Source organism: Paraglaciecola sp. L3A3, assembly GCF_009796765.1.
GTDB lineage: Bacteria > Pseudomonadota > Gammaproteobacteria > Enterobacterales > Alteromonadaceae > Paraglaciecola.
In genome coordinates this window covers 2237612-2261662 of sequence record NZ_CP047023.1, presented here as the reverse complement: position 1 = coordinate 2261662, position 24051 = coordinate 2237612, and the positions used below count along the sequence as shown (strand labels likewise).

The 24051-nt window shown below is 36.8% G+C and carries 25 protein-coding genes; 18 read left to right on the top strand and 7 right to left on the bottom strand.

All coding sequences use genetic code 11. The features are described 5' to 3' along the window. The first annotated feature begins 134 nt into the window (after positions 1 to 134). The 5 genes from ubiG to yfaE all read left to right on the top strand — a co-directional run bounded on the left by ubiG (position 135) and on the right by yfaE (position 5769). The gene (ubiG, locus tag GQR87_RS09430; RefSeq protein ID WP_158968719.1) at positions 135 to 851 is read left to right on the top strand and encodes a bifunctional 2-polyprenyl-6-hydroxyphenol methylase/3-demethylubiquinol 3-O-methyltransferase UbiG; all 717 of its coding nucleotides are present in this window, start codon (positions 135 to 137) and stop codon (positions 849 to 851) included. Beyond that, positions 851 to 1519, top strand: coding sequence for an HAD family hydrolase (locus GQR87_RS09425; RefSeq protein ID WP_158968717.1), 669 nt, complete (start codon positions 851 to 853; stop codon positions 1517 to 1519). The genes ubiG and GQR87_RS09425 overlap by 1 nt, the downstream gene beginning before the upstream one ends. A 433-nt stretch (positions 1520 to 1952) precedes the next feature. Continuing rightward, positions 1953 to 4268 (top strand): class 1a ribonucleoside-diphosphate reductase subunit alpha, encoded by a 2316-nt coding sequence (gene nrdA / locus GQR87_RS09420; RefSeq protein WP_158968715.1) that lies wholly within the window; start codon positions 1953 to 1955, stop codon positions 4266 to 4268. Between the two features lie 95 nt (positions 4269 to 4363). Further along, the gene (gene nrdB, locus GQR87_RS09415) at positions 4364 to 5494 is read left to right on the top strand and encodes a class Ia ribonucleoside-diphosphate reductase subunit beta (RefSeq protein ID WP_158968713.1); all 1131 of its coding nucleotides are present in this window, start codon (positions 4364 to 4366) and stop codon (positions 5492 to 5494) included. 5 nt (positions 5495 to 5499) lie between these two features. Next, entirely contained in the window at positions 5500 to 5769 is a 270-nt protein-coding gene (gene yfaE, locus GQR87_RS09410) for a class I ribonucleotide reductase maintenance protein YfaE (RefSeq protein WP_158968711.1), read from the top strand. Between the two features lie 27 nt (positions 5770 to 5796). Here the strand turns inward: yfaE and GQR87_RS09405 are convergent, their stop codons facing one another. The 3 genes from GQR87_RS09405 to dapA all read right to left on the bottom strand — a co-directional run bounded on the left by GQR87_RS09405 (position 5797) and on the right by dapA (position 8985). Then, positions 5797 to 6900 (bottom strand): phosphoribosylaminoimidazolesuccinocarboxamide synthase, encoded by a 1104-nt coding sequence (locus tag GQR87_RS09405; RefSeq protein WP_158968709.1) that lies wholly within the window; start codon positions 6898 to 6900, stop codon positions 5797 to 5799. An 87-nt stretch (positions 6901 to 6987) separates the two neighbouring features. Then, positions 6988 to 8094 carry an outer membrane protein assembly factor BamC gene (gene bamC, locus GQR87_RS09400; protein ID WP_158968707.1) on the bottom strand — a complete coding sequence of 369 codons (1107 nt, stop codon included), beginning with the start codon at positions 8092 to 8094 and terminating at the stop codon, positions 6988 to 6990. Between the two features lie 9 nt (positions 8095 to 8103). Beyond that, a complete protein-coding gene (gene dapA / locus GQR87_RS09395) occupies positions 8104 to 8985 on the bottom strand; it encodes a 4-hydroxy-tetrahydrodipicolinate synthase (RefSeq protein WP_158968705.1) in 882 nt (293 codons plus the stop codon). A gap of 155 nt (positions 8986 to 9140) precedes the next feature. On the opposite strand from dapA, the gene GQR87_RS09390 reads away from it, so the two are divergent. Together GQR87_RS09390 and bcp are read left to right on the top strand one after the other, a co-directional pair. Further along, entirely contained in the window at positions 9141 to 9677 is a 537-nt protein-coding gene (locus GQR87_RS09390) for a glycine cleavage system protein R (protein WP_158968703.1), read from the top strand. A 27-nt stretch (positions 9678 to 9704) separates the two neighbouring features. Continuing rightward, on the top strand, positions 9705 to 10172 hold the full coding sequence (gene bcp, locus GQR87_RS09385) for a thioredoxin-dependent thiol peroxidase (RefSeq protein ID WP_158968701.1): 468 nt from the start codon (positions 9705 to 9707) through the stop codon (positions 10170 to 10172). A 45-nt stretch (positions 10173 to 10217) separates the two neighbouring features. Here bcp and GQR87_RS09380 read toward each other — a convergent pair whose 3' ends face one another. Beyond that, positions 10218 to 11288: an AI-2E family transporter gene (locus GQR87_RS09380; RefSeq protein ID WP_158968699.1), complete on the bottom strand. Its 1071-nt coding sequence runs from the start codon at positions 11286 to 11288 to the stop codon at positions 10218 to 10220. 208 nt (positions 11289 to 11496) lie between these two features. On the opposite strand from GQR87_RS09380, the gene GQR87_RS09375 reads away from it, so the two are divergent. Together GQR87_RS09375 and GQR87_RS09370 are read left to right on the top strand one after the other, a co-directional pair. After that, on the top strand, positions 11497 to 12072 hold the full coding sequence (locus GQR87_RS09375) for a hypothetical protein (RefSeq protein WP_158968697.1): 576 nt from the start codon (positions 11497 to 11499) through the stop codon (positions 12070 to 12072). Between the two features lie 108 nt (positions 12073 to 12180). Further along, on the top strand, positions 12181 to 13635 hold the full coding sequence (locus GQR87_RS09370; protein WP_158968695.1) for a M48 family metalloprotease: 1455 nt from the start codon (positions 12181 to 12183) through the stop codon (positions 13633 to 13635). Here the strand turns inward: GQR87_RS09370 and GQR87_RS09365 are convergent. Then, complete coding sequence (locus GQR87_RS09365) at positions 13621 to 14088, bottom strand: TlpA disulfide reductase family protein (protein WP_158968693.1); 468 nt, start codon at positions 14086 to 14088, stop codon at positions 13621 to 13623. The two genes, GQR87_RS09370 and GQR87_RS09365, sit on opposite strands and share 15 nt — an antisense overlap. A gap of 80 nt (positions 14089 to 14168) precedes the next feature. On the opposite strand from GQR87_RS09365, the gene arsC reads away from it, so the two are divergent. The 6 genes from arsC to GQR87_RS09335 all read left to right on the top strand — a co-directional run bounded on the left by arsC (position 14169) and on the right by GQR87_RS09335 (position 19454). Beyond that, positions 14169 to 14522, top strand: coding sequence for an arsenate reductase (glutaredoxin) (gene arsC, locus GQR87_RS09360; protein WP_158968691.1), 354 nt, complete (start codon positions 14169 to 14171; stop codon positions 14520 to 14522). Beyond that, positions 14519 to 15112, top strand: coding sequence for an NAD(P)H:quinone oxidoreductase (gene wrbA, locus GQR87_RS09355; protein ID WP_158968689.1), 594 nt, complete (start codon positions 14519 to 14521; stop codon positions 15110 to 15112). Before arsC ends, wrbA begins: the two co-directional genes overlap by 4 nt. Position 15113: 1 nt before the next feature. Continuing rightward, entirely contained in the window at positions 15114 to 15542 is a 429-nt protein-coding gene (locus GQR87_RS09350; protein WP_158968687.1) for a DUF2069 domain-containing protein, read from the top strand. 430 nt (positions 15543 to 15972) lie between these two features. Then, a complete protein-coding gene (gene nagB-II, locus GQR87_RS09345; RefSeq protein ID WP_158968685.1) occupies positions 15973 to 16971 on the top strand; it encodes a glucosamine-6-phosphate deaminase NagB-II in 999 nt (332 codons plus the stop codon). 11 nt (positions 16972 to 16982) lie between these two features. Then, complete coding sequence (gene nagA / locus GQR87_RS09340; protein WP_158968683.1) at positions 16983 to 18104, top strand: N-acetylglucosamine-6-phosphate deacetylase; 1122 nt, start codon at positions 16983 to 16985, stop codon at positions 18102 to 18104. A 30-nt stretch (positions 18105 to 18134) separates the two neighbouring features. Further along, positions 18135 to 19454 carry a sugar MFS transporter gene (locus GQR87_RS09335; RefSeq protein ID WP_158968681.1) on the top strand — a complete coding sequence of 440 codons (1320 nt, stop codon included), beginning with the start codon at positions 18135 to 18137 and terminating at the stop codon, positions 19452 to 19454. Between the two features lie 70 nt (positions 19455 to 19524). Here GQR87_RS09335 and hda read toward each other — a convergent pair whose 3' ends face one another. Together hda and GQR87_RS09325 are read right to left on the bottom strand one after the other, a co-directional pair. Continuing rightward, on the bottom strand, positions 19525 to 20244 hold the full coding sequence (hda, locus tag GQR87_RS09330) for a DnaA regulatory inactivator Hda (RefSeq protein WP_158968679.1): 720 nt from the start codon (positions 20242 to 20244) through the stop codon (positions 19525 to 19527). Beyond that, entirely contained in the window at positions 20232 to 21344 is a 1113-nt protein-coding gene (locus tag GQR87_RS09325; RefSeq protein ID WP_158968677.1) for a DUF2066 domain-containing protein, read from the bottom strand. The genes hda and GQR87_RS09325 overlap by 13 nt, the downstream gene beginning before the upstream one ends. A 297-nt stretch (positions 21345 to 21641) precedes the next feature. Between GQR87_RS09325 and purM the strand changes: the two genes are divergently transcribed. Genes purM through GQR87_RS09310 form a run of 3 tightly spaced genes read left to right on the top strand, consistent with a single transcriptional unit; the run spans position 21642 to position 24039 of the window. Then, positions 21642 to 22679: a phosphoribosylformylglycinamidine cyclo-ligase gene (gene purM / locus GQR87_RS09320; protein ID WP_158968675.1), complete on the top strand. Its 1038-nt coding sequence runs from the start codon at positions 21642 to 21644 to the stop codon at positions 22677 to 22679. Next, positions 22680 to 23336 (top strand): phosphoribosylglycinamide formyltransferase, encoded by a 657-nt coding sequence (gene purN, locus GQR87_RS09315; RefSeq protein ID WP_158968673.1) that lies wholly within the window; start codon positions 22680 to 22682, stop codon positions 23334 to 23336. It abuts the gene before it with no gap. Beyond that, on the top strand, positions 23323 to 24039 hold the full coding sequence (locus GQR87_RS09310) for a DUF3108 domain-containing protein (protein ID WP_158972954.1): 717 nt from the start codon (positions 23323 to 23325) through the stop codon (positions 24037 to 24039). Before purN ends, GQR87_RS09310 begins: the two co-directional genes overlap by 14 nt. Positions 24040 to 24051: the final 12 nt, after the last annotated feature.

The following is a 24051-nucleotide window of genomic DNA, read 5'->3' as shown; positions in this document are numbered from 1 at the left end:
GTGTTCAATAAACCAGCAGTTAAGCATATATGCTGTTTTATTCACTCAAGAGCCTGAGATTTACACTAGATAGTAAGCAGACTTGCTGGCTATAATGTTGTTAATTTAACGCATAACAAAAATGACCTAGATAAATGAGCAATACTCAAAATGTCGATCACAGTGAAATTCAAAAGTTTTCTGATTTAGCATCTAGATGGTGGGATCTAAATGGAGAGTTCAAACCTCTACACCAAATAAATCCTCTTAGAACTGACTATATTAATCAACACTGCCATGGGTTAGATGGAAAAAAAGTGTTAGATGTAGGTTGTGGCGGCGGCATATTAGCTGAGAGTATGGCTAAACATGGCGCTAAGGTCACTGGTATAGATATGGGAGAAGCGCCATTAGAAATAGCTAAATTACATGGTTTAGAATCAGGCTTAGATGTTGACTATCAGCAAATCACTGCCGAAGAGTTTGCCCTGCAACATGGCTCGCAATTCGATGTCGTCACTTGCATGGAGATGCTTGAACATGTGCCAGATCCTAGTTCAGTGATTAACGCTTGTTTCCAATTAGTCAAACCAGGTGGCCATGTATTTTTCTCCACCTTAAATAGGAATATTAAATCTTATTTAATGGCCATACTAGGCGCCGAATATATTCTAGGGCTTGTGCCTAAAGGCACTCATCAACACGACAAATTTATCAAACCCTCAGAACTTATGGCTTGGATAGATAACACCCCACTGGTAATAAAAAGAATGATAGGTTTACATTTAAATCCTATGACTCAAGAATATTATTTATCGCAACAAAATGTCGATGTGAATTATATTATTCACTGTCAAAATGGAGATGAATAATGTCACAGTCACCTGATGCTATTTTATTTGACTTAGATGGGACTTTACTTGATACAGCTAAAGATTTAGGCAATGCATTAAATCAAATATTAGCTGACCAACAATTACCTAGTGTAGATTATGCAACTTATCGCAATATCGCTTCAGATGGTGCAAAAGGTATGCTTGAACTAGGTTTTGGTGAAGCCCTTAAAAAATTAAATTTTACCCAGTTACGTCAGCAATTTTTAACAAACTATGAAAATAAAATATGTGTCGACACTTGTTTCTTCCCTGGTGTTGAAACATTATTATTGACACTTAATAAAAATAATATTCCTTGGGGAATAGTGACTAATAAACCTGAATATCTAACCTTAGAGTTAGTTAAATATTTTCCATTATTAGAAAACTGCCAAGTGATAATAAGTGGTGATACGTTAAGTGAAAGAAAACCCCATCCTTTACCTTTATTGCATGCTCAACAAAAATTAAATTTAAACAGCCCTAATACTTGGTATATTGGCGATGCTGAACGTGACATCCAAGCCGCTATTAATGCCAAGATGTTTAGTGTCATTGCCGCTTATGGTTACATAGATAAAAAGACAATCATCGATAACTGGAAAGCAGACCTATGTATCAAACATGCTGCAGATTTAATCAGTTATTTGCCTTGCTCTGATTAAAATTTAAACTAGCGTATAAACACGATATGTAGTATAAAAAATCAAAAACACACACTATATATCCATATATAATTAAAATCGCACAAGTTACACAAAAATAATTTAACGTAAAAAATAACTTAAATTTTATCTTGCATTCCCTTAAAACGCACATCAAAAAGCCCTTTTAGGTGAGTCACTACTAACCTTTTATTTTCGGTAATTTGATTGCACAAATAACCACCACATATTGGGTTGCAATGTTGTTCAAACCTCACTATCTTGTGTTCAGTTTATTAAACAACACCAATTTCTGCAGACCAAAAAAGAATGGTTTGGAAAGTGTTCAAAATAAGCACAAAACAAGATGAAACATACTGACTATTAGCGCATTTCATCCTCTCGCTTAAAATAGCTATCTATATAGCAATATAATAAAATTAACGGCTAAAACATGAAGAATAATTTATACGTCACTAAACGTAATGGCGAACGTGAAATAATAGATCTAGAAAAAATTCATAAAGTGATTGAATGGGCTGCTAAAGAATTAAATAACGTTTCTGTTTCACAGGTTGAAATCAAAGCACATATCCAATTTTATGATGGTATAAAAACTGCTGATATCCATGAGACTTTAATCCGTTCTGCTGCAGAGCTGATTTCTACAGATTGTCCTGATTATCAATTTTTAGCTGCTCGCTTAGCTATATTTCATTTACGTAAAAAAGCATATGGAAAATTTGAACCACCTGCATTGTATGACCATGTAAAATTCCTTGTGAGTAATGGTAAATATGATCAACATTTATTAGAAGATTACACCCAAGCTGAATTCGAAGAAATGGATGATTATCTTGATCATTGGCGTGATATGGACTTCAGTTATGCTGCAGTTAAACAGCTAGAAGGTAAATATTTAGTACAAAATAGAGTGACAGGCGAAATATACGAAAGTGCTCAATTCCTTTATATTTTAGTGGCTGCCTGTTTATTCGCAAATTACGATAAAGAAACGCGTATGCATTACATCAAGCGTTTTTATGATGCTACGTCTAAGTTTAAAATTTCTTTACCTACACCTATCATGGCTGGAGTTAGAACCCCCACCCGTCAATTTAGTTCTTGTGTATTAATTGAAGCTGGCGACAGTTTAGACTCTATCAACGCAACCGCTAGCGCTATAGTCAAATATGTTAGTCAACGTGCTGGTATTGGTGTTAATGCTGGTCGAATTCGTGCTCAAGGTAGCCCTATCCGTGGAGGGGAAGCCTTCCACACTGGTTGTATTCCTTTTTACAAACATTTTCAAACAGCCGTTAAAAGTTGTTCGCAAGGCGGGGTTCGTGGCGGTGCAGCAACTTTATTTTATCCATTGTGGCATTTAGAAGTTGAATCATTATTAGTGCTTAAGAATAACCGTGGGGTAGAAGAAAACCGAGTTCGTCATCTTGATTACGGTGTGCAATTTAATAAATTAATGTATACACGTTTGATTAAAGATCAACACATTACTTTATTTAGCCCTTCAGACACACCTGGTTTATACGATGCATTTTTTGCTGATCAAGATGAATTTGAGCGTTTATACGAGTTATACGAAAAAGATCATTCTATCCGCAAGAAACAGATTAAGGCTATAGAGTTATTTAGTTTGTTTATGCAGGAACGTGCAAGTACAGGTCGTATCTATTTACAGAATGTAGACCATTGTAATACTCACAGTCCATTTAACCCTAAACTAGCGCCGGTTCGTCAAAGTAACCTTTGTTTAGAAATTGCATTACCCACCAAGCCATTATCAAATGTGAATGATGAAGAAGGTGAAATAGCGCTTTGTACTTTATCTGCTTTCAACTTAGGGGCAATTAAAAGCCTAGATGAATTTGCTGAATTATCTGATTTAGCGGTACGTGCATTAGATAATTTATTAGATTATCAAGACTACCCTGTGCCAGCTGCATTTAATGCCACTATGGGTCGTCGTACATTAGGTATAGGTGTGATTAACTTTGCATATTACTTAGCCAAAAATGGCGTTAAATATTCAGACGGTAGTGCCAATAGTTTAGTGCATAGAACATTCGAAGCAATGCAGTACAATCTGATGAAAGCATCATGTAATTTGGCCAAAGAAAAAGGGGCATGTCCTAAGTTTGACGAAACCACTTATTTCCAAGGTTTAATGCCTATTGATACCTACAAAAAAGATCTGGATAAAATTTGTGACGAGCCACTACATTGTGATTGGGATAGCTTAAGAGCAGACATAAAACAGTATGGTTTACGTAACAGTACCCTATCTGCACTTATGCCTTCAGAAACGTCTTCACAGATCTCTAATGCCACCAATGGTATCGAACCACCTCGTGGACACATTAGTATCAAGTCAAGTAAAGATGGTGTGTTGAAACAAGTTGTGCCTGAATATGAAAGATTAAAAGATCAATACGAATTACTTTGGGACTTACCTTCAAATGATGGCTACCTGCAACTCGCGGGTATTATGCAAAAATTTGTTGACCAAACCATTTCAGCTAATACAAGTTACGATCCCAATAAGTATGAAGGCGGCAAAGTACCAATGAAACTTCTACTTAAAGATTTGTTAACCAGCTACAAACTTGGCGTGAAAACTCTGTATTACCATAACACCCGAGATGGTGCTGGAGACTCTTCACAACAAGAACTACCTAGCCAAAAATTTGTCCCTCAAGAAGTCATAGTCGAAGAAGACGATGATTGTGCAGGCGGTGCTTGCAAAATATAGTTACTGAGTTTATGTAACGGAAAAAAACAAAACGACGTGGCCGCTCTAAGCGGCTACAAATCGTAATAATATACATCTAATGGCAACTACAATTAATGAAATACACAACTTTTAATCAAATTAGCAATAATCCCTTAGCGGAGCCGATGTTTTTTGGTAACCCTGTAAACGTGGCACGTTATGATCAACAAAAACACCAGATTTTTGAAAAGTTAATTGAAAAACAGATTTCTTTCTTTTGGCGTCCTGAAGAAGTAGATGTTAGTAAAGATAGAGTCGATTTCCAAAAGTTAAGTGATTCAGAAAAACACATATTTATTTCAAATTTAAAATATCAAACTTTACTTGATTCGATTCAAGGCCGAAGCCCTAACATTGCATTTTTGCCTATTATTTCCATCCCTGAATTAGAAACCTGGGTTGAAACTTGGTCATTTTTTGAAACCATACATTCACGTTCATATACCCATATTTTGCGTAATTTATTTGGTGACCCAAGCGAAATTTTCGAAGATATTGTAGAAAATGAAGAAATTAAAAAACGTGCCGCAGACATTTCAATATATTATGACGATTTGATTTTTGCCACTCAACTATGGCAAACATTAGGCGAAGGTACACATACTGTTGATGGTGCAACTCACATCATTACTATGCGCGAACTTAAGAAAAAATTGTTTTTGTGTATGAACTCAGTTAACGCCTTAGAAGCCATTCGTTTTTATGTCTCATTTGCCTGCACCTTTGCATTTGCAGAACGAGAATTAATGGAAGGTAACTCAAAAATTATTCGACTGATTGCCCGTGATGAAAATCTACATTTAACCTCTACACAGCATATTATAAATATTTGGGCTAAAGGCAAAGATGATCCTGAAATGGCTGAGATAGCAGAAGAATGTAAGCAGGAAGCCACCGATATTTTCTTAAATGCAGTACAACAAGAAAAAGAGTGGGCCGAATTTTTATTCCAACAAGGATCTATGATTGGCTTAAATAAAGAAATTTTATGCCAGTATGTAGAATTTATTGCTAATCACAGAATGTCGGCCATAGGTTTAGGACAACCTTTTGATATAAAAAGCAATCCACTACCTTGGATGAATAATTATCTTAACTCAGACAATGTACAAGTTGCCCCTCAAGAGTCAGAAATTAGCTCATATTTAGTTGGCCAAATTGATGCAGAAGTCAGTGCTGAAGATTTTGGTGACTTTGATTTATAACAGCAATGAGTAAATTCAGTGACAGTTTTATGATTGAAATAGTCGATCATAAAATTGTCTGTCATAAAGCACAAAAATCTTTACTTGAAAGTATCGAAGCAAACCAAATCGAAGTCCATTTTCACTGTCGAGAAGGTTATTGTGGAGCCTGTAGAACTAAACTTTTACAAGGCGAAGTGGAATATAAAACTGATCCCCTTGCCTTCATTGACGATGATGAAATTTTGCCCTGTTGTTGTTATCCCACTTCAGATATCAAAATTGAATTAGGTTAGAAATACACATTCCTAACCTACTAAAAATTAATCTATCAGCTGGTAGTCTTCACGTAATATTTTAATAATTTCAGCTTTAGGGTTGTCACTCAATAGCAATTTTTTACCAGTAATTTTTTCTGCAATACCAATATACGTTTTTGATATTTGTAGCAATACTTCCACTGGCAAGGCATTATCTTTAGCTAAGGCTAAGCGTTCTGGCATGCGATCTTTATTTAACAAAATATCTGGATCAGGGAAATGATTTAATAGTAGCTGACGAAATCCTTCCTTAGAGTTTTCTACTACTTCACCTTGTTGATACTTTTCGGCATCCCAAATGCGTGATGAATCAGGTGTGCCGACTTCATCCATATAAATCAGTTTGTTTTTACCGGATACATCTTTCACGTAACCAAATTCAAATTTAGTATCAACAAATATTTGGCCTATTTGCTCTAAAGCATCACTAATAACTGCAAACCCTTCAGTTAGTAGCCTTTCATATAAAGCAACATCACTTTCACTTTCAAAATTAAAAGCCGTAAAGTTATCAGTAATATTTTGACGAGTAATATTGACATCATCAGCCTCAGGCACATCAGGAATACCTTTTAAAATCCCCTTGGTCGAAGGTGTCATCAGTAATTGACTCAGTTTACTGTCTTGAGTTAAGCCCTCTTCGAGCTGAATACCACAAAAATCTCTTTCACCTTTATCATATGCACGCCACATTGAACCTGTTATATATTGGCGACAAATTGCTTCAATCATCACAGGTTTGGCTTTTTGTACAATCCAGACAAATGGATGAGGAATATCTAGAATATGACTATCAGCTAGACCTTGTTGTTTAAATAAGCCGAACCAATGATTAGAAATAGCATTTAATGCCGCTCCCTTACCAGGCACCCCTTGCATTCCTTCTTCACCATGCCAGATACAATCAAATGCTGAAATACGATCACTGATCACCATAATGGCTAAGGGTGTATCCATAGGAACTGGGTAGTTTTTTTGCGCAATTAATCGACGGCTATCTTGTTCAGTTAACCAATACACAGAACGAACTTTTCCACTATGCACAGGTAACTCTGTTCTTATTGGTAAGTCATTATTGATAGATAAAATTGAATCAGAGAGAGACATAGTGTGCCTAATCCTTTAAAAGAGAAATGATGAAATTAATACTGGATCTAAAGACCACCACCCTAAAATTAGGTGGTGATTAACAAATTAAATATCTAAATCTTCTGCTGCCATGGTTTTAGAAAAAACCTTATACAAATCAGTCAACTTATTTGCAGGAAATGGATTGCTTTCGCTATCTAATAAAGTGATAGATGTTTTTGGTCCCAAATCTCCAAGTTTGAATCGATAGTCTTCGGTATCCAATTTTAGATCAAGTTCACTTTCAGACCACATACCATCCCACCAGCCTTCGTCAACTCCATTATATTTAGTAAATAACAAACCAGTGCTTTTATCATAATCTTTAACATCAAAACCCAGTTTTCGTAAGACTAATAAAAACCTAGGCCAAGCAATATCATAAACGGCATCAACCACATATGCAGCATCTCCATCTTCATCAAACCCAAGCTGCATCGGAAGACCTTTACGGATTTCTCTGATGCGTCTTACATCAGCAAGTTTGACTTCAAAATCATAGTGTTCAACCACTTGATTTAAAATATCAACTTCATTGCGTCTAACATCTTTAGCTTCAGATATTTCAGTGGCTAACTCACTATTTTTCTCTTTATAATCGATTTGAGCGACTTTTAATGCAGCTGTACGACCATGTGGTTTTAATTCCAAATCAAATTTAAATCGTTGCCTAATAATACGATCTGAGCTTGACCAGTTGTACCATTTAGCTGCTACAGATTCATCGATTACCATCCAGTCAGAAATCAAATACTGCTTTTCTTTATCGAATTCTTGTACCCCTATTCCTTTACTTTCTAAAAACGCAACTAGCGAATTCCAGATGGTATCATCCAGCGCTTGGCTATCATCAACTTGATCAAACCAAATAGTCGCTTCTTTTGAACCTTCTTCGATGTGCGAACCAGACACTAAAGGCAAAACCAAGGCAGGTGAAACAATACTAAGATCTTGCCCCATCATATTTTTTGGCGCGTTATTACCTAACACAGGTAATTTATAAGCGTCACTAAATTTAGGGGTATCTACATCATTAGGAATGGCAATTTTTTGGCCTGGTGTTTCTTCTAGATAAGCAAAACTCCCGCTAGCCTTTTCATTTTCATCAATTGAACTACAAGCAGTCAAAAAGCCTAATGCCACTGCGCTAACAAAATGTATCTTATTCGTCATGCTATCTCCTTAAGATAATACGCCAGAACTGCGCATGACTTGTTCGAGTGTATTTTGGCTCTCAAGTTCCGATTCAACTAAAGGTAATCGTAAAAAAGCCGAATTGGTGTAACCCATTTTATATAGTGCCCACTTTGGCAGTACAGGATTGGGTTCAATAAACAAACTAGTATGTAAACCAGCTATCTTTTCATTTATTTGTTTTGCTAGACTAAAATCCTTAGCAAAAGCTGCATTACATATATCAGCCATTTCTTTAGGTGCTAGATTTGCCGTCACAGATATCACACCATGACCACCATTCACTAGGAATTCACAGCTACTGTCATCGTCTCCGCTCAACAACACAAAGTCATCAGGCACTAAGGGTTGTGTCTCTTTTAATCGAGCAATATCCCCTGTCGCATCTTTTAAACCGACAATTTTTGGATGTTTAGCTAATTCAGCAACCGTTTCCGGCAACATATCTGCAACAGTTCGACTAGGAACATTATACAAAATCACAGGTAGGTCAGTTGCATCAGCAATTGCTTCAAAGTGCGCTATCATGCCTTTTTGTTGCGGCTTATTATAATAAGGCACAACACTCAAAAAACCAGCAACACCTGTAGTGGCAATCTGTTGACTCAAAAAGATAGCCTCAGCAGTAGAATTAGCTCCGGTACCAGCAATAACAGGTATTTTACCCGCGGCATATTCTACCGTACGCCTAACCACCTCAATATGTTCGTCAAAAGGTAAAGTGGCAGACTCACCTGTCGTGCCCACAGACACTAATCCGTGTGTACCATTTTCAATATGAAAATCAACTAACTTCTTCAGTGAAGGGTAATCAATTTGCCCGTCTTCAAACATTGGCGTAATTAGCGCCACAAAACTACCAGTAAACATGTTTTCTCCAGAAAAATTTCGCGCCTAATGTTAATGATCCAACCCAGTAAAAACAAGCTTTGAATAGCACAATAAGCATATTAGAATAGAAACTGTAAGTACCTGGCAATAATCAGGTATAGTATTTCTCCTAAATAGAACAAAATTGGTCAAAAATGAATCAACAATTAATCATTACTATATTAGGCGCTGATCAATTTGGTGTTTTAAGTACATTAGCTGACACAGTGTCTGGCGTTGGTTGCAATATTTTAGACAGTCGACAAGCGATTTATGGTCAAGACTTCTCATTGACTATGATCATTGAGGGTAGTCCAACGGCCATAACTCGAGCAGAATGTTTATTACCACAAACCTGCCAAAAACATAATTTATTGTCATTAATGAAGCGAACCACTCAGCATAATAAACAAAACCTAGAAAGTTTAGCTGATGTAGTGATAAGAGGAAAAAGTTCTCCTGGCTTGATAGACCATATCACCCAATTTTTTTCCACCTATAATATTTCGGTTAGTGCTTTTAGGTTTAAGTTTATCGATAAAGAAGATGCAATTTCTGGTGATGCCTTAGACATGAAATGTAAGATGGTGATTTCTATCCCCCACCAACTCATTGTTACCGATATTGAACAAGCCTTTCAAAAACTGCTACAACCGTTAAATTTGCGAGGCGAGTTTAAACAGAACCATTAATTTTTTACAATTTCCAAGGATTTAAAGATGCAAATGTTAGAAGAAGGGTCACTAGCACCCGTTCATGCTTGTCCCAATCAAGATGGCCAAGCTATCTCTATTAACGATTTTAAAGGTCAAAAAGTATTAGTCTATTTTTATCCGAAAGCCATGACACCAGGTTGCACAGTTCAAGCTCAAGGGCTTAGAGATATTCAGCAACAACTACAGGATTTAAATGTAGTAGTGTTAGGTGTTAGCCCAGATGCAGTTAAACGCCTACCTAAATTTATTGAAAAAGAGAGCTTAAATTTCACGCTACTATCTGATGAAGATCATGCATTAGCCGATGCATTTGGTGTTTGGGGCTTGAAGAAGTTTATGGGCCGTGAATATGATGGGATTCACCGTACAACATTCTTAATTAATGAGGACGGCAAAGTCGAAAAAGTGTTCAAAAAGTTTAAAACCAAAGATCATCATCAAGTCGTTTTAGATTATCTACAAAATATCTAATATTCACTTAGATACCAGCAAATTTGCTGGTATCTAAAATCAAATTTAAGACTCAACAGACTCAACTTTAGTCGGCGATGACCAAGCGTTTGCTACTGCCTTGACTAAAGTTGCTAACGGAATGGCAAAAAACACTCCCCAAAATCCCCATAGACCACCAAAAAATAATACCGCTACTATAATGTATATAGGATGCAGGCTCACCGCTTCAGAGAATAAAATTGGCACTAACGCATTACCGTCTAATGCCTGAATAATGCTGTAAGCAATCATCAAATACCAAAATTCAGAAGTTAGCCCCCATTGAAATAACGCTACAACTGCCACAGGAATGGTCACAACCGCTGCGCCTATATATGGAATAAGCACAGAAAATCCAACTAACACACCAAGTAACAAGGCATAACGTAAGTCCATAAAAGCAAATGTCACAGCTGAAACTGTACCAACAATAATTATTTCTATCACTTTTCCGCGAATATAGTTGGCAATCTGGGTATTCATTTCTGAACCAACTTGTTTAATCAAACGTCTTTCATTTGGCAACAACGAAGAAATATTATTCACTAAAACGTCTTTATCTTTGAGCATAAAGAACACCATAAGTGGCACTAAAATCATATAGATTAATAAAGCACCGAGCCCCCCTAGCGAACTAAAGGAAGCGGACAACAATTGCTCAGCCAAGCTAACGACTCTTTGATTCACACCATCCAATACATCTTGAATTTGGGTGAGCTGAACCAAATCAGGATAAGATTCAGGCAAGGCTAGCAACCACAACTGTCCTTGTTCCCAGATTTGCGGCATTTCTTTGATTAAATTAATACTTTGTTGGGTGACTACCGGAACTACACCAACAAAGGTTAATACCGATAGACTGATAAAACCAAATAACACGAGTACAGTAGTATAACTTCTAGATAAGCCAAATTTATTCAATTGACTCACTGGCCAATCCAATAAATAAGCAATAATAGCAGCAACCAAAACAGGCATTAATATCCCGCCCCATAATACTAGTAATAAAGAGGTTACCAGCAACATAAATAACAACATCATGGAATCGGGATCTGAAAACTTTCGCTTATACCAACGTTCAAAAACGCTTAACATCTATTTTCCTTTATATATTTAAGGTTTAACAACCTCTATGGGTCATGTAATCTGATACTCATTCTAATAAAAGTGGCGACTAAAGTGGCACTTATATCTAGGATTGATATTACTAATTGTGGCTAATGTATGTGAGAATACCAAGATTGTAAAATACCATTTAAATAAGTGGTTTATTAAATAATCATAAATTAATAGAGGTTTTATTTTGATAAGCGATTGGCACTGTCGATTTAACAATGTGAAAGCTATTCTGCAATTAAAAAAGTCCATTAATTTTGGTGATGTTTCAGTTAACTTTCAAACTGTGGCGAAAAAACTAGCCGAACTAGAAGGCACATTTATTGATGGATTCGATAATAATATTAAATATTTACTCAATTCAGAAAACTGGAATAATACAAAATTAGTGGCAGGTAAACCACAAGTGACAATAAAAACCCGAATGGATAAATACGCTTTCGAACTTCACTGTTTTCCCATAATCAGAGGTGAAGCACAAGCAATTGTTATGGTCATAGAACCAGATTCTCCTTTTAAAGAATATAATCCGGCTAGTTTTGGCCCTGTAATTAAAATAAATGGCTTGCAAGACTTAATGACTATGATGCACCGTAAAGGTGATGATGCAGATATGGAATTAATTAAATATGCCCATATGATGACTGAACAATTGATTGATTTATTTATCCATAAGTTAAAAGTTGAAAATAAGAGTGGGCTGTCGGTAAAAGAATTTTTTTACCAACTAGAAGAAAATGAAAAAGAGTCACACCTAAGCTAATCAATAATTTTGTTACATTTAACTACCAATACAAATGAACTTATTGATACTTTTCCTGTTCTATCCATACAAACAGATGGATTAATAAAAGTAGAATACAAATAATTTATGATTAAAACTTTTCGCTGTATATTTGTAACTGCATGTCTTGTGCAAACTATTAGTAGTTTTTCGGTTCATGCGGCAAACACCAAAAACGACCTTCCCGAAATTGGTGTGGTGGCGTCTAGCGCGATAAGCGTTGATAAAGAAATGCAAATAGGTGATGCATTAATGCGTCAACTAAGAGGTCAAGCACCTATTGTAAGGGATCCCCTGCTCGACGAATATATCCAAGACATTGGCAATCGCTTAGTCGCACAAGCAGAAAATGTTAAATTTCCCTATACTTTTTTTATTCTAAATAGTTCCGACATAAACGCCTTTGCTTTTTTTGGCGGACATATTGGCATACATACAGGTTTAATTTTTAATGCCCGAAATGAATCGGAGTTAGCATCGGTTTTAGCTCATGAAGTTAGCCATGTTACACAAAGGCATTTGGCTAGAAGTATAGAAGCTAGACAAAAATCATCACCATTACAAATTGCTTCACTATTAGGCGGAATACTTTTAGCTGTAGCCAACCCTGAGGCAGGTATCGCGGCAATATCCGTAGGAAATGCTGCATCAGCACAATCATCGATTAATTATACTCGTCAAAACGAAAAAGAAGCAGATAGAGTGGGAATTAATATTTTAGCTCATGCTGGATTTGATCCAAATGGAGCCGCTTCGTTTTTTAACATATTAACTGAAAAGAACAGACTGAAGTCTAAACCTATGGCGTTTTTATTAACTCACCCCTTACCAGAGTCTCGGGTATCAGATGCACGTACTAGAGCAGCCATGTTTTCTGCTAAAACGGTACCGGAAAATATCAATTTTCATTTAGCCAAATCCAGAATACTAGCTAGATATTATGCTAATCCACAACGTAATATTGCCTATTTTTCAGAACAAATTAAAAATTCACAATATGCTTTTAAACAAGCTGCTGAATATGGCCTAGCACTATCGTATTTAGCTGATGAACAATATTCTGCCGCGGCTAAAATAATAGACGAATTATTAACACAAGCGCCTAGCAATTTATTTTATTTAGACACATTTACAGATCTATCAATTGAATTAAATAAACACCAACAAGCTATTGATAAATTGACTAAACAAATTGCCAATGCACCCTATAATCAAGTATTAACCTTAAATTTAGCGAATGTGCTAATCAAAGATAAACAAGCCCCAAAAGCCAGTATTATTTTAAAAGACTATATTTTGCTTAATCCAAATAATCTATTAGCTCATGAGTTACTGGCTGATGCATACCAAGCCAGTGATCAAAAATTAGAAATGCATCGTACAAAAGCAGAAATTTACGCTTTAATCGCTGCCTATCCTAGAGCCATAGACGAGTTACAAACAGCCTATAATTTTGCCAGTGATAGACAAATAGAAAAACAACGCATAAGGGCTAGAATTGACCAATTTAGAAATGCCCAAGAAAAATTACAATCTTTGTAGTTGTGTAATCACAGCCAGTAATTTTTCTGCATTTTGTTCTCCTTTTAATTGTTTTTTCACTTCACCATCAGCACCAATAATATAAGTAGTAGGCAAACTGCTAGGTGGCTGTAACCAAGGAAGGGTATCTAGTTGGGCAATTAATGGAAATTGAATATTATATTTTTCTTGTAACCCTTTTAATTGCTCAGGACTAACTTGATCAAAGCTTACGCCAAATAATAGAATGTCTTGTTTATTTTGTTGATGAAATTGATTAAGCTCAGGGATTTCTCTAAGGCAAGGCACACACCACTCTGCAAAATAGTTCACCACAAGCCACTTACCTTGCAAAGAAGACCATGAATATTTCTGTTTTTCCAAAGTCACAAAATCAGCTTTTACGGCAATATTCACCCAAACACCTAATAACAAAGCAATAACAGCAGTTAGACTCAATGTAAGTTTTTTCAAAATAACTTTGTCCTAAATAATATATCTACACCTAGAATTGCAATAGAATACGTTTATAAACTAAGAGGAAAAAGAATTTTATGCCTAATTTAAAAATTATCCATAACCCTAGATGTTCAAAAAGCCGTCAAACATTACAATTGTTGCAAGATAAGGGATTTGAACCAGAAATAATTGAATACTTAAAAACCCCATTAAGTGCTGATGAATTAAGTGAAATCGTCAAACAGTTAGGTTTTAGTTCAGCCAGACAATTATTACGTAAAGGTGAAGAAGCTTACAAACAGAAAAATCTACAAAATCCTGATATGAGTGAAGATGAAATTCTAGCCGCCATGCTTGATGAACCTAAACTCATTGAAAGACCTATAGTGTTAAATATCGGTAAAGCGGCAATTGGTCGTCCGCCTGAATCAGTACTAGATATTTTATGAGTCAGAAAGTTTTAGTCCTGTATTACAGTAAACATGGCGCTACGCAAGCGATGGCCAATAATATAGCGCTAGGTGTTGAACAAGTTGGACTAGAGGCCTGTTTACGGACAGTTCCCGAGGTCAGCTCAAATATTGGCGAGCATCAACAAGCGGTGCCTTCTGTTGGCGACCCTTACGTTTGTTTACAAGACTTAGTTGAATGCAGTGCTTTAGCATTAGGTAGCCCTACTCGCTTTGGTAATATGGCTGCGCCGTTAAAATATTTCCTGGACCAAACTAGTGCCCAGTGGTTATCAGGATCTTTAGAGAATAAACCTGGCTGTGTATTTACCTCTTCATCTAGCATGCATGGCGGTCAAGAAAGCACTTTATTATCTATGATGTTACCCTTACTCCATCATGGGATGTTGATTTGTGGTCTTCCCTATTCAGTTCCCCAATTACATACCACCTTAACCGGAGGTTCCCCCTACGGTGTCAGTCATTTAGCCCAAGGCAATAATCCAACTAAATTAAGTGAAGAAGAAAAAACAATGTGTATCGAACAAGGAAAAAGATTAGCGAATATGGCCGCTAAGCTAGGAAACTAATATGACATTAACCACTAATTTTTACCGTAAACTAACCTTGATTAGTTATACCTTGTTAATTTTTTGGGTGATTATTTGGCACTTTTATCTAACAGTAGATAAAGCCACTAGCCATTTATTCACAATATTATTGTGGGTTATCCCTCTTTTAACCCCAGCAAAAGGCTTAATCCAAGGTAAGCCATACACCCACGCATGGACCAATTTTATTGTCATGTATTATTTACTTCACGGCCTAACTTCTATTTATGCAGTAAAAGATGAATGGTTTTATGCGCTGATTGAAATATTATTATGTGTAGCCTTATTCACTGGTTGTAGTTTTTATGCACGTTTAAGAGGACGAGAACTAGGTCTGGGTATACGAAAATTAAAAGATGAATTACTAGAAGAAAAACAAGCTTTTGAAGGTAATTCTGAAGATAAATAAACTTATTTGGGGATAATAAGCATGTTATTAAACATGCATTTGTCCCCGTAATATAATTTATTTACATCTATTTTATATCACTAAAGAAGACTCTCTTATCACTTATGTGGGATCAAATTGAAAGAAATAAAGGCTCAAATAGATTACTGTCGTTATGCTGGGTCTCGATATAATTAGACATTCAGTCGCTTTGCGTGCGATGGCATTGGTTGAACGGCAGTTGTTAATTGTCGCCATGTTTGACGAAAAAAGGGTTATATTCAAATCCAGCAATCGCTAATTTCTTTGACGCCGGCCATTTATTGGCAGAGTCTCTGAGGTTTTAATTCCGTACTAAACACCACAATTACAGATCCAAGCTGCATTGACAAGTTCAGAGCAGGGAGCGATTCTTTTTTCTAAATTAAAGTAAAACAAGTTGAGCAAGCTTATGAAAACGACATTAATGGCACAAGAAAGCCGGCAAACACCAATTGTAATTGCCCAACAACTGATATCTAACCGAACAATTTGTCAACGTTTAGTCGAAAAAATTAACGCATTTAACCCTTATTTTGTTTATATCATTGGCCGTGGTTCATCAGATCATGCAGGAGTATTTGCAAAATATTTAATTGAAGTCGAAATGGGGATTGCTGTTTCTTCCTCTGCTCCATCCGTTTTCAGCATTTATAACCAAAGTGTTAAGTTGGATAAAGCTTTGGTGATTGTTATTTCACAGTCTGGTAGTAGCCCTGATATTATTGCTCAAACCAAGGCAGCTAAAGCGAGCGGCGCATTAACTATAGCATTGGTTAATACCCCCAATTCACCACTTAGCACAGTGGTCGATGCCGAATTACCTTTACGGGCAGGACAAGAACTCGCCATCGCAGCCACAAAAAGTTACCTAGCAACTTTAAGTGCCCTACTCCAGCTGATCGCATACTGGAAACAAGATACTGTATTACTAGAATCGTTAAATCATCTGCCACAACAATTAACAGCAGCCATCGAGGCAGACGCTAAATTATCCCATGACTTTGTCGCTAAACTCTCCCATCTTGTGGTACTAGGTAGAGGTTTTGGTTACGCTGTCAGCCGAGAAATCGCTCTAAAACTAAAAGAAGTATGTGGCATTCATGCGGAAGCCTTTAGCAGCGCAGAATTTTTACATGGCCCAGTCACTTTAGTAGAGAAGTCACTTTCTATCATAGATGTAGCTGTTGATGATGAATCTCAACAAGCACATCAAGAAATTATGGCCGATGTAAATAGTAGAGGCTCTTGTACATTAAATATAAGATTAACAGTTGATAATACGCATCCTAGATGTATGCCACTTATTATATTACAACGTTTTTATTTAGACATTGAATTTATTGCACGACAAATGAGGCTTGATCCCGATAGCCCAGCGGGCCTGAAAAAAGTGACTAAAACCCTATAGAGGAAGTACCCATGCGTTATTTTGCACCACAATTATTTGATGGGAATAACATAAAAAACAATCAAGTGATGACCATCAAAAATGGCTCCATTATATCCGTAGAAGATGGATTAGCCGAGTCAGCTGATATTCAACTAACAGGTTTAGTTGCCCCCGGCTTTATTGATGTACAGGTTAATGGCGGTGGAGGAGTGTTGTTTAATAATCAACCTACTGTTGGGGCACTACAAATAATAAGCCAAGCTCACCAACAATTTGGTACTACCGGTATGTTGCCCACATTAATCACCGACAAGATTGCCACTATGAGTTTGGCTACTAATGCCATTCAACAAGCGATAGCAGAAAAAACACCGGGAATTTTGGGAGTGCATTTTGAAGGGCCACATTTAAGTCAACCGAAAAAAGGTATTCATCCAGAGCAACATATTAGGCATATCACAGATCAAGAACTAGCCTTATTTTTACGCCATGATCTAGGCACGGTTTGTGTCACTTTAGCCCCTGAAAATGTACCTTGTGACATTATTCAAGAACTGGTTAAGTCCAATGTAAAAGTCTGCTTGGGCCATTCAAATGCCACAGTAGAACAAACACAAGCAGCCATATCAGTTGGGGCACAAGGTTTTACCCATTTATTTAATGCCATGTCACCACTGCAAAGCAGAGCAGCAGGAATGGTTGGCGCAGCACTGTTAGATAACAACACTTACTGCGGTTTAATTGTCGACCATGAACATGTTGATATAGCTAGCTGTCAGCTTGCCATTAAATGTAAAACAGCCAACAAAATAATGTTAGTCACAGATGCAATGTCACATGTGGGCAGCGATCAAGTCGCTCTTGAATTTAGTGATATGAATATTAGCCGTGAAGGCAATAGATTGACTATTGAAGGTGGCAGGTTAGCCGGTTCAGCTCTAGATATGGCGACAGCAGTTAAGCATACAATTGAAGATTTACATTGTTCAAAAGAGCAAGCACTTATAATGGCATCTAGCACCCCCGCAAACTTTCTAGGTAAACAGCAACAAAAAGGCTATTTAACTGAAAACTTTGATGCTGATTGGGTGGTATTGAACCATGATTTTACAGTCCGAGAAACATTCATCGCTGGCAACAAAGTATACTAACAAAACGAAATAACAACAAAAAGGTGAGTTATGCAAGCTATCAATCCTTCTAACACTAAACCCAGTGCCCTTATGCCTATGTTGATCATAGGTATGCTGTTTTTTATATTTGGCTTTGTCACTTGGTTAAATGGTGCATTGATCCCCTTTTTACAAATTGTATGTGAACTCACAGAAAGCCAAGCACTTTTGGTGGCATTTTCATTTTACATTGCTTATGTCGTTATGGCCCTCCCTATGTCTTGGGTTTTAGACCAAACGGGTTATAAAAAAGCCATGAGTTTAGGGTTAGGTTTAATTGCCTTGGGTTGTTTATTATTTATACCTGCTTCATATAGCCACGAATTTAGTGTGTTCTTAATAGCCCAATTCATAGTAGGTACAGGTCTCACAATATTACAAACAGCTTCCAACCCTTATATTGTAAAAATTGGCCCTCAAGAAACCGCAGCTGTACGTATATCTATTATGGGATTATTAAACAAGTTTGCTGGATTTTTAGCGCCCATTGTTTTTACTGCGTTAGTTTTAGGCGAGTTTTCCCAAGTTAATGCTCAGTCTATCGCGGCTTTATCTGAAGCAGACAAAGCCATACAAATATCGGCTTTAGCGGATGGTTTAGTTAAACCTTATGCTGCCATGGCCGCAGTATTATTAGTATTAGCCGTGTTATTAAACTTTTCATCATTACCTGATTTAGTACTAGATAAGCCTAATTCAGAAAAAGAAGCGTCGAAAAAATTAATGGCTTATCCGCAACTAATCTTAGGGGTGTTTGCCTTGTTTTTATATGTCGGAGTAGAAGTTATAGCCGGTGACACTATTGGTTTATTCGGCTCTCAGTTAGGATTAGAAAATGCCACTTCATTAACGTCCTACACTATGGCATTTATGGTCTTAGGTTATTTATTAGGGCTAGTGATTATTCCCCGTTTTGTTGACCAAGCTCAAGCATTATCGAGATCTGCAATATTAGGCTTAATCCTTAGTCTAGCTATAGTATTCTCTGACAGTCAATCAACACAAGTTTCAGCTATTTTGTGGGGATGGATGGGCTTAGGTTTACTGCCTGACACTATCACCTTAATTGCTATATTAGGTTTTGCTAATGCGCTAGTTTGGCCTGCAATTTGGCCACTTGCACTAGATGGATTGTATAGTTTAACAGCAAGAGGCTCAGCACTTCTCATAATGGGTATTTCAGGTGGAGCGATTTTGCCTATGGTATATGGTTTGCTAGCCGAACATTTTAGTAGTCATTCAGCATATTGGATGATGTTACCTTGTTATGGATTCATTTTATTTTATGCTATTAAAGGCCATAAGATGCGAGCTTGGAAAAGAGATTAAACTGCAAAAACATTATTCACTACGGGAATCATATACTCTCGTGGTTAAGGTATTTCTCTGTTCACACTTTCTAGATATCTAAAATACTTTTAACAAAAGGAATAGTCAGTTTACGCTGTTGCTGTAATGATTTTTCATCTAGCAAATCAAGGGAATTAATTAATGCAGACATATCTCTTTGCCAATGATTCACTAAAAATTTAGCGACGTCTTTGGACATATTCATACCACGTAGTTCAGCCCGTACAATCAATGCCTGTTGTCTTTGTTCGTCTGTCAAAGACATAAGTTGAAAGCTAATCCCCCAAGACAAACGAGATAATAAGTCTGGTAATGTTATTGGTAATAATTGTGCAGGTTGATTACCTGTCATCACCAAACAGCCTGTATTTTTTTCTTTCACACGATTAATCAAATCAAATAACGCGACTTGCCAATCAGCACAATCTTGAAGTTGCTGAACATCATCTAAGCAAATAATCGAATAATGTTCCAAGCCTAATAAAACCTCAGGAGTCAAATCTGCTTTTTCTTCGAAGCTAAGGTAAATACAACTCACCTTCTCTATTTCTGCTTGATGACAAATTGCGTACAACAAATGGCTTTTACCCACTTCCTGATCACTAAAAATGTAATTCAACCAATGTTCTAATCGATTATGTTTTAGTTGTTCAAATAATTGGGTTAGATGACCACACACTTGAGTGTTCTGCCCTTCTACATAACTATCAAATGTTTCAGTTTCTTTAATTGTCACTGGCAGTGATAATTGACTACTTACTTCGCCCAAGTGAACTCCGATTCATACATGGCCTGACCATATTCATCTAAAATGGGTTTAACCTTGTTATCTAAACTAAAGGCATTCTGTAAATCACTAAATTCTCCTAATAAATCTAACTCAAAGGTTGCTCTGGCACCTTTTTGTTTAATTAGGCTGGCGCTATTTACCACACTGAGGTTTTCTAGAAATACCGATACATCCACATAATCTTGTAAGCTGTTGATATTATTAATCACAATTTCGACCTTACGTTTTGAAGAATGTAGGTTATTTAAATCAATAGAGTATTTGTCAGATAATTGATCAGCCAATATATCCACTAATTTAATACCTAGCTGTTCGATTGAATCTGATTGAACTTGCCCAGCTAATAGTTTACCACTTTCAATAGTTGTCCAATCTGCGTACCAAATGTTAGACGTTAATGACAAAGGAGCCTGTTTTTCTGTTTCGCTAAGCACTTGTGCCGCAGGATAAATACGAGCCGAAATAATTGATTTCACCCCATAACGTTCACTGGCCCGAGCAATTTGCTGACTAAATCCTCCCCAGATATCATAAACCGTTAATTGCTGCACATCATCTAGATCCCATAACGGATAAACTAGCTGTATTGCTCTGGTTTTAGCTTGGACTTCTAATTGAGCAAATAACCTCGGCTGACTATCTGCTGTGACTATAGCTCTAGATGTACTGTCTGAGGTTTGGATAGCTAACCACACTATACTATCCGGTCTTCTTTTATCCCAAATAGGAAGCCCCGCGTTTCTAATTAAATTTTCTACTCGCTCTCGATCAAAGCTAATTAGAATATAAAGTTGTCCCTGCTCATTTTCATATCGGTAAGAATGAACTAAACGTTTAGCACCAACTATTCCTTTACGGATCTGGGGATTTTTCAGAACATCAGTTTTACCTCTGACTTTAATCAAAACTTGTTTTAGCCCTTGTTTAAAAGCATTAGTTTGATTGTTATCAGATTGATCAATTACCGCAATTTTAGTATCAAATAGATCATGAATAACCGCAGCGTTCGCTTTATGACAGCTACAGATCACTATAAATACTAATAACGTAAGACTAACGGAGTAAAATTTTATTGGCATCGGTGCCAATTCTCCCTAAACAGGATGAACAAAAAGGCTATTGTCAGTTATTTAACGAAAAAATTCATCAATTGTTTGTAATTAAACAACTTATATCTTGAATTATGCCCCTGTGTCAGCAGATTAACTGGCAGATCCTGTTGAACAGCTCATCCTGCAATCAATTTTTTGTATAAAAAACCAGCAAAGTTAACATCTAATTACCAATCCGATTATAAAGCTACTGATCTTGTTGGTATTCCTCAAGCAAGCTGCTAAAATCTGCGCTCTTTTTTTGTGGCCAATTGAGGTAAAGACGTGAGCGACAACAATTCATCATTAAGTTATAAAGACGCTGGGGTCGACATAGACGCAGGCAATCAATTAGTCGAGCGAATTAAATCGGTCACAAAAAAGACCCATAGACCTGAAGTTAAAGGTGGTCTAGGTGGCTTTGGTGCATTATGTTCTTTACCTGAAAAGTACAAAAAACCGTTATTAGTTTCTGGTACCGATGGTGTCGGTACAAAATTACGACTAGCAATGGATCTTAAACAACATGGCGGTATCGGCATAGATTTAGTGGCTATGTGTGTTAACGACCTTATTGTTCAAGGTGCAGAGCCTTTATTTTTCTTAGATTATTATGCAACGGGTAAACTCAATGTTGATACAGCAACAGAGGTTGTTACAGGCATAGGTAAAGGTTGTGAGTTATCAGGTTGTGCTCTTATTGGTGGTGAAACCGCTGAAATGCCAGGTATGTATCACGGTGAAGATTACGACGTTGCAGGTTTTTGTGTCGGTGTGGTAGAAGCTGATGACGTTATAGACGGCTCAAAAGTTGCTCACGGTGATACCCTTATCGCATTAGGTTCTTCTGGTCCCCACTCAAATGGTTATTCTTTAGTTCGCAAAATAATTGAAGTATCAGGTAGTGATACAAGTGAAATATTTGAAGGCAAACCTTTATCTGATCATTTACTTGAACCTACCCGCATTTATGTAAAATCCGTACTTGAATTGTTAGCACAAATTGAAGTCCATGCAATCTCCCATATTACTGGTGGTGGTTTCTGGGAAAATATTCCACGAGTGTTACCTAAAGGCACTAAAGCTGTGATCGATGGCAGTAGTTGGCAATGGCCTGGTATATTCAATTGGCTTCAAGAAAAAGGTAATGTCACTACCCATGAAATGTACCGTACATTTAACTGTGGTGTAGGCTTAATTATTGCACTTCCTGCAGACAAAGCAGCCCAAGCTGTTGAGATATTAAATAAGCTAGGCGAGAACGCCTGGGTTATTGGAAAAATTGAAAATAGTGACTCAGAACAACAGGTAGAGATTAACTAAGTGAGTAAATTAACTCCTGAAAAGTCTATTGTTGTTTTAGTATCAGGTGATGGCTCGAATCTTCAAGCCATTATCGATCAAATCAGCCAAGGTAAAATAAACGGTAAGATCATAGCTGTCATTGCCAATAAAGAAAATGCTTACGGCTTAATTCGCGCTAAAGAATCTAACATTCCGGCCATTTTTATTGATCATAAAAGTTTTACTAGCCGTGAAGATTATGATGCCGAACTAATGAACAACATAGATAATTTTTCTCCCGATTTAATTGTGTTAGCTGGCTTTATGCGAATACTGACGTCAGAGTTTGTCGAACATTATCATGGGCGCATGTTGAACATTCATCCATCTTTGTTGCCTAAGTATAAAGGATTAGATACTCATCAACGCGCAATTGCTGCAGGAGATAGAGAACACGGTGCCTCAGTACATTTTGTTACACCAGAACTTGACGGTGGACCAGTTGTATTACAATCTAAGGTACCGATATTTGAACAGCAAGATGCTGACGAATTAGCAGAAAGAGTGAAACAACAAGAAAGACAAATGTACCCTCTTGTGGTTAGCTGGTTTTGTGCTGGTAGATTAAAAATGGCAAATAATAAGGCAATGTTGGATGATAAAGTACTCTCTGAAATGGGTTATGCTATTGGCTAAACTTAAGGTGTTTGGATTAATTACCTTATTTATCTTAACATCTACCAGTAGTTTTGCAGCAAACACAGCTACTCCAACTTTAAAAAATTTTAAAGCTGAATATTCAGCCTATCGATTTGGTCGTGATCTTGGAGAAGCTAGTCTGACATTAACTAGCTTAGAAGATAACCTGTACCAACTAGATTACCATTCAAAAGTATCTGCTTTTTTCCTATCTGATGAACGCACTGAAAATAGTACTTTCTCCTTTGAGTCTGGTCAAATTACGCCACAAATGTATCTGTATACACGCACAGGTACAGGCTCTGACAAAAAAACCTCAGTACAATTTACTGACTCTCAAATCAAAATAAACAATAGTCCCCCTATCGATTGGGAGGGACAATTAGATAATCAACTTTACCGCCTAGATGTACAATTAAAACTGGCCGCCGGTCATAAAAGTTTTTCTTACGACTTAATCAATAGTCGTGGTCAAGAAAGACATTACGACTTAAAAGTGGTAGGTAAAGAAATGATCAATGTTCCTTTTGGTGCGATCGAAGCTATCAAGGTCATATTTGAACGAAAAAATTCAACTCGTAAAACATGGGCTTGGTTTTCCCCTAAACTTAATTACCAATTAGTCATGCTTCAACAATTTAAAGATGGTGATGAACAAGGTGAATTACGTTTAAAAAGTATCACTTTCAGCGATAAGTAAAGCGTTAGAAGT

Bases quoted from the DNA above. Each gene is read 5' to 3' on its own strand.
- ubiG (WP_158968719.1), top strand. From the start codon at position 135: ATGAGCAATACTCAAAATGTCGATCACAGTGAAATTCAAAAGTTTTCT.
- GQR87_RS09425 (WP_158968717.1), top strand. From the start codon at position 851: ATGTCACAGTCACCTGATGCTATTTTATTTGACTTAGATGGGACTTTA.
- nrdA (WP_158968715.1), top strand. From the start codon at position 1,953: ATGAAGAATAATTTATACGTCACTAAACGTAATGGCGAACGTGAAATA.
- nrdB (WP_158968713.1), top strand. From the start codon at position 4,364: ATGAAATACACAACTTTTAATCAAATTAGCAATAATCCCTTAGCGGAG.
- yfaE (WP_158968711.1), top strand. From the start codon at position 5,500: ATGAGTAAATTCAGTGACAGTTTTATGATTGAAATAGTCGATCATAAA.
- GQR87_RS09405 (WP_158968709.1), bottom strand. From the start codon at position 6,900: ATGTCTCTCTCTGATTCAATTTTATCTATCAATAATGACTTACCAATA.
- bamC (WP_158968707.1), bottom strand. From the start codon at position 8,094: ATGACGAATAAGATACATTTTGTTAGCGCAGTGGCATTAGGCTTTTTG.
- dapA (WP_158968705.1), bottom strand. From the start codon at position 8,985: ATGTTTACTGGTAGTTTTGTGGCGCTAATTACGCCAATGTTTGAAGAC.
- GQR87_RS09390 (WP_158968703.1), top strand. From the start codon at position 9,141: ATGAATCAACAATTAATCATTACTATATTAGGCGCTGATCAATTTGGT.
- bcp (WP_158968701.1), top strand. From the start codon at position 9,705: ATGCAAATGTTAGAAGAAGGGTCACTAGCACCCGTTCATGCTTGTCCC.
- GQR87_RS09380 (WP_158968699.1), bottom strand. From the start codon at position 11,288: ATGTTAAGCGTTTTTGAACGTTGGTATAAGCGAAAGTTTTCAGATCCC.
- GQR87_RS09370 (WP_158968695.1), top strand. From the start codon at position 12,181: ATGATTAAAACTTTTCGCTGTATATTTGTAACTGCATGTCTTGTGCAA.
- arsC (WP_158968691.1), top strand. From the start codon at position 14,169: ATGCCTAATTTAAAAATTATCCATAACCCTAGATGTTCAAAAAGCCGT.
- wrbA (WP_158968689.1), top strand. From the start codon at position 14,519: ATGAGTCAGAAAGTTTTAGTCCTGTATTACAGTAAACATGGCGCTACG.
- GQR87_RS09350 (WP_158968687.1), top strand. From the start codon at position 15,114: ATGACATTAACCACTAATTTTTACCGTAAACTAACCTTGATTAGTTAT.
- nagB-II (WP_158968685.1), top strand. From the start codon at position 15,973: ATGAAAACGACATTAATGGCACAAGAAAGCCGGCAAACACCAATTGTA.
- nagA (WP_158968683.1), top strand. From the start codon at position 16,983: ATGCGTTATTTTGCACCACAATTATTTGATGGGAATAACATAAAAAAC.
- GQR87_RS09335 (WP_158968681.1), top strand. From the start codon at position 18,135: ATGCAAGCTATCAATCCTTCTAACACTAAACCCAGTGCCCTTATGCCT.
- GQR87_RS09325 (WP_158968677.1), bottom strand. From the start codon at position 21,344: ATGCCAATAAAATTTTACTCCGTTAGTCTTACGTTATTAGTATTTATA.
- GQR87_RS09310 (WP_158972954.1), top strand. From the start codon at position 23,323: ATGCTATTGGCTAAACTTAAGGTGTTTGGATTAATTACCTTATTTATC.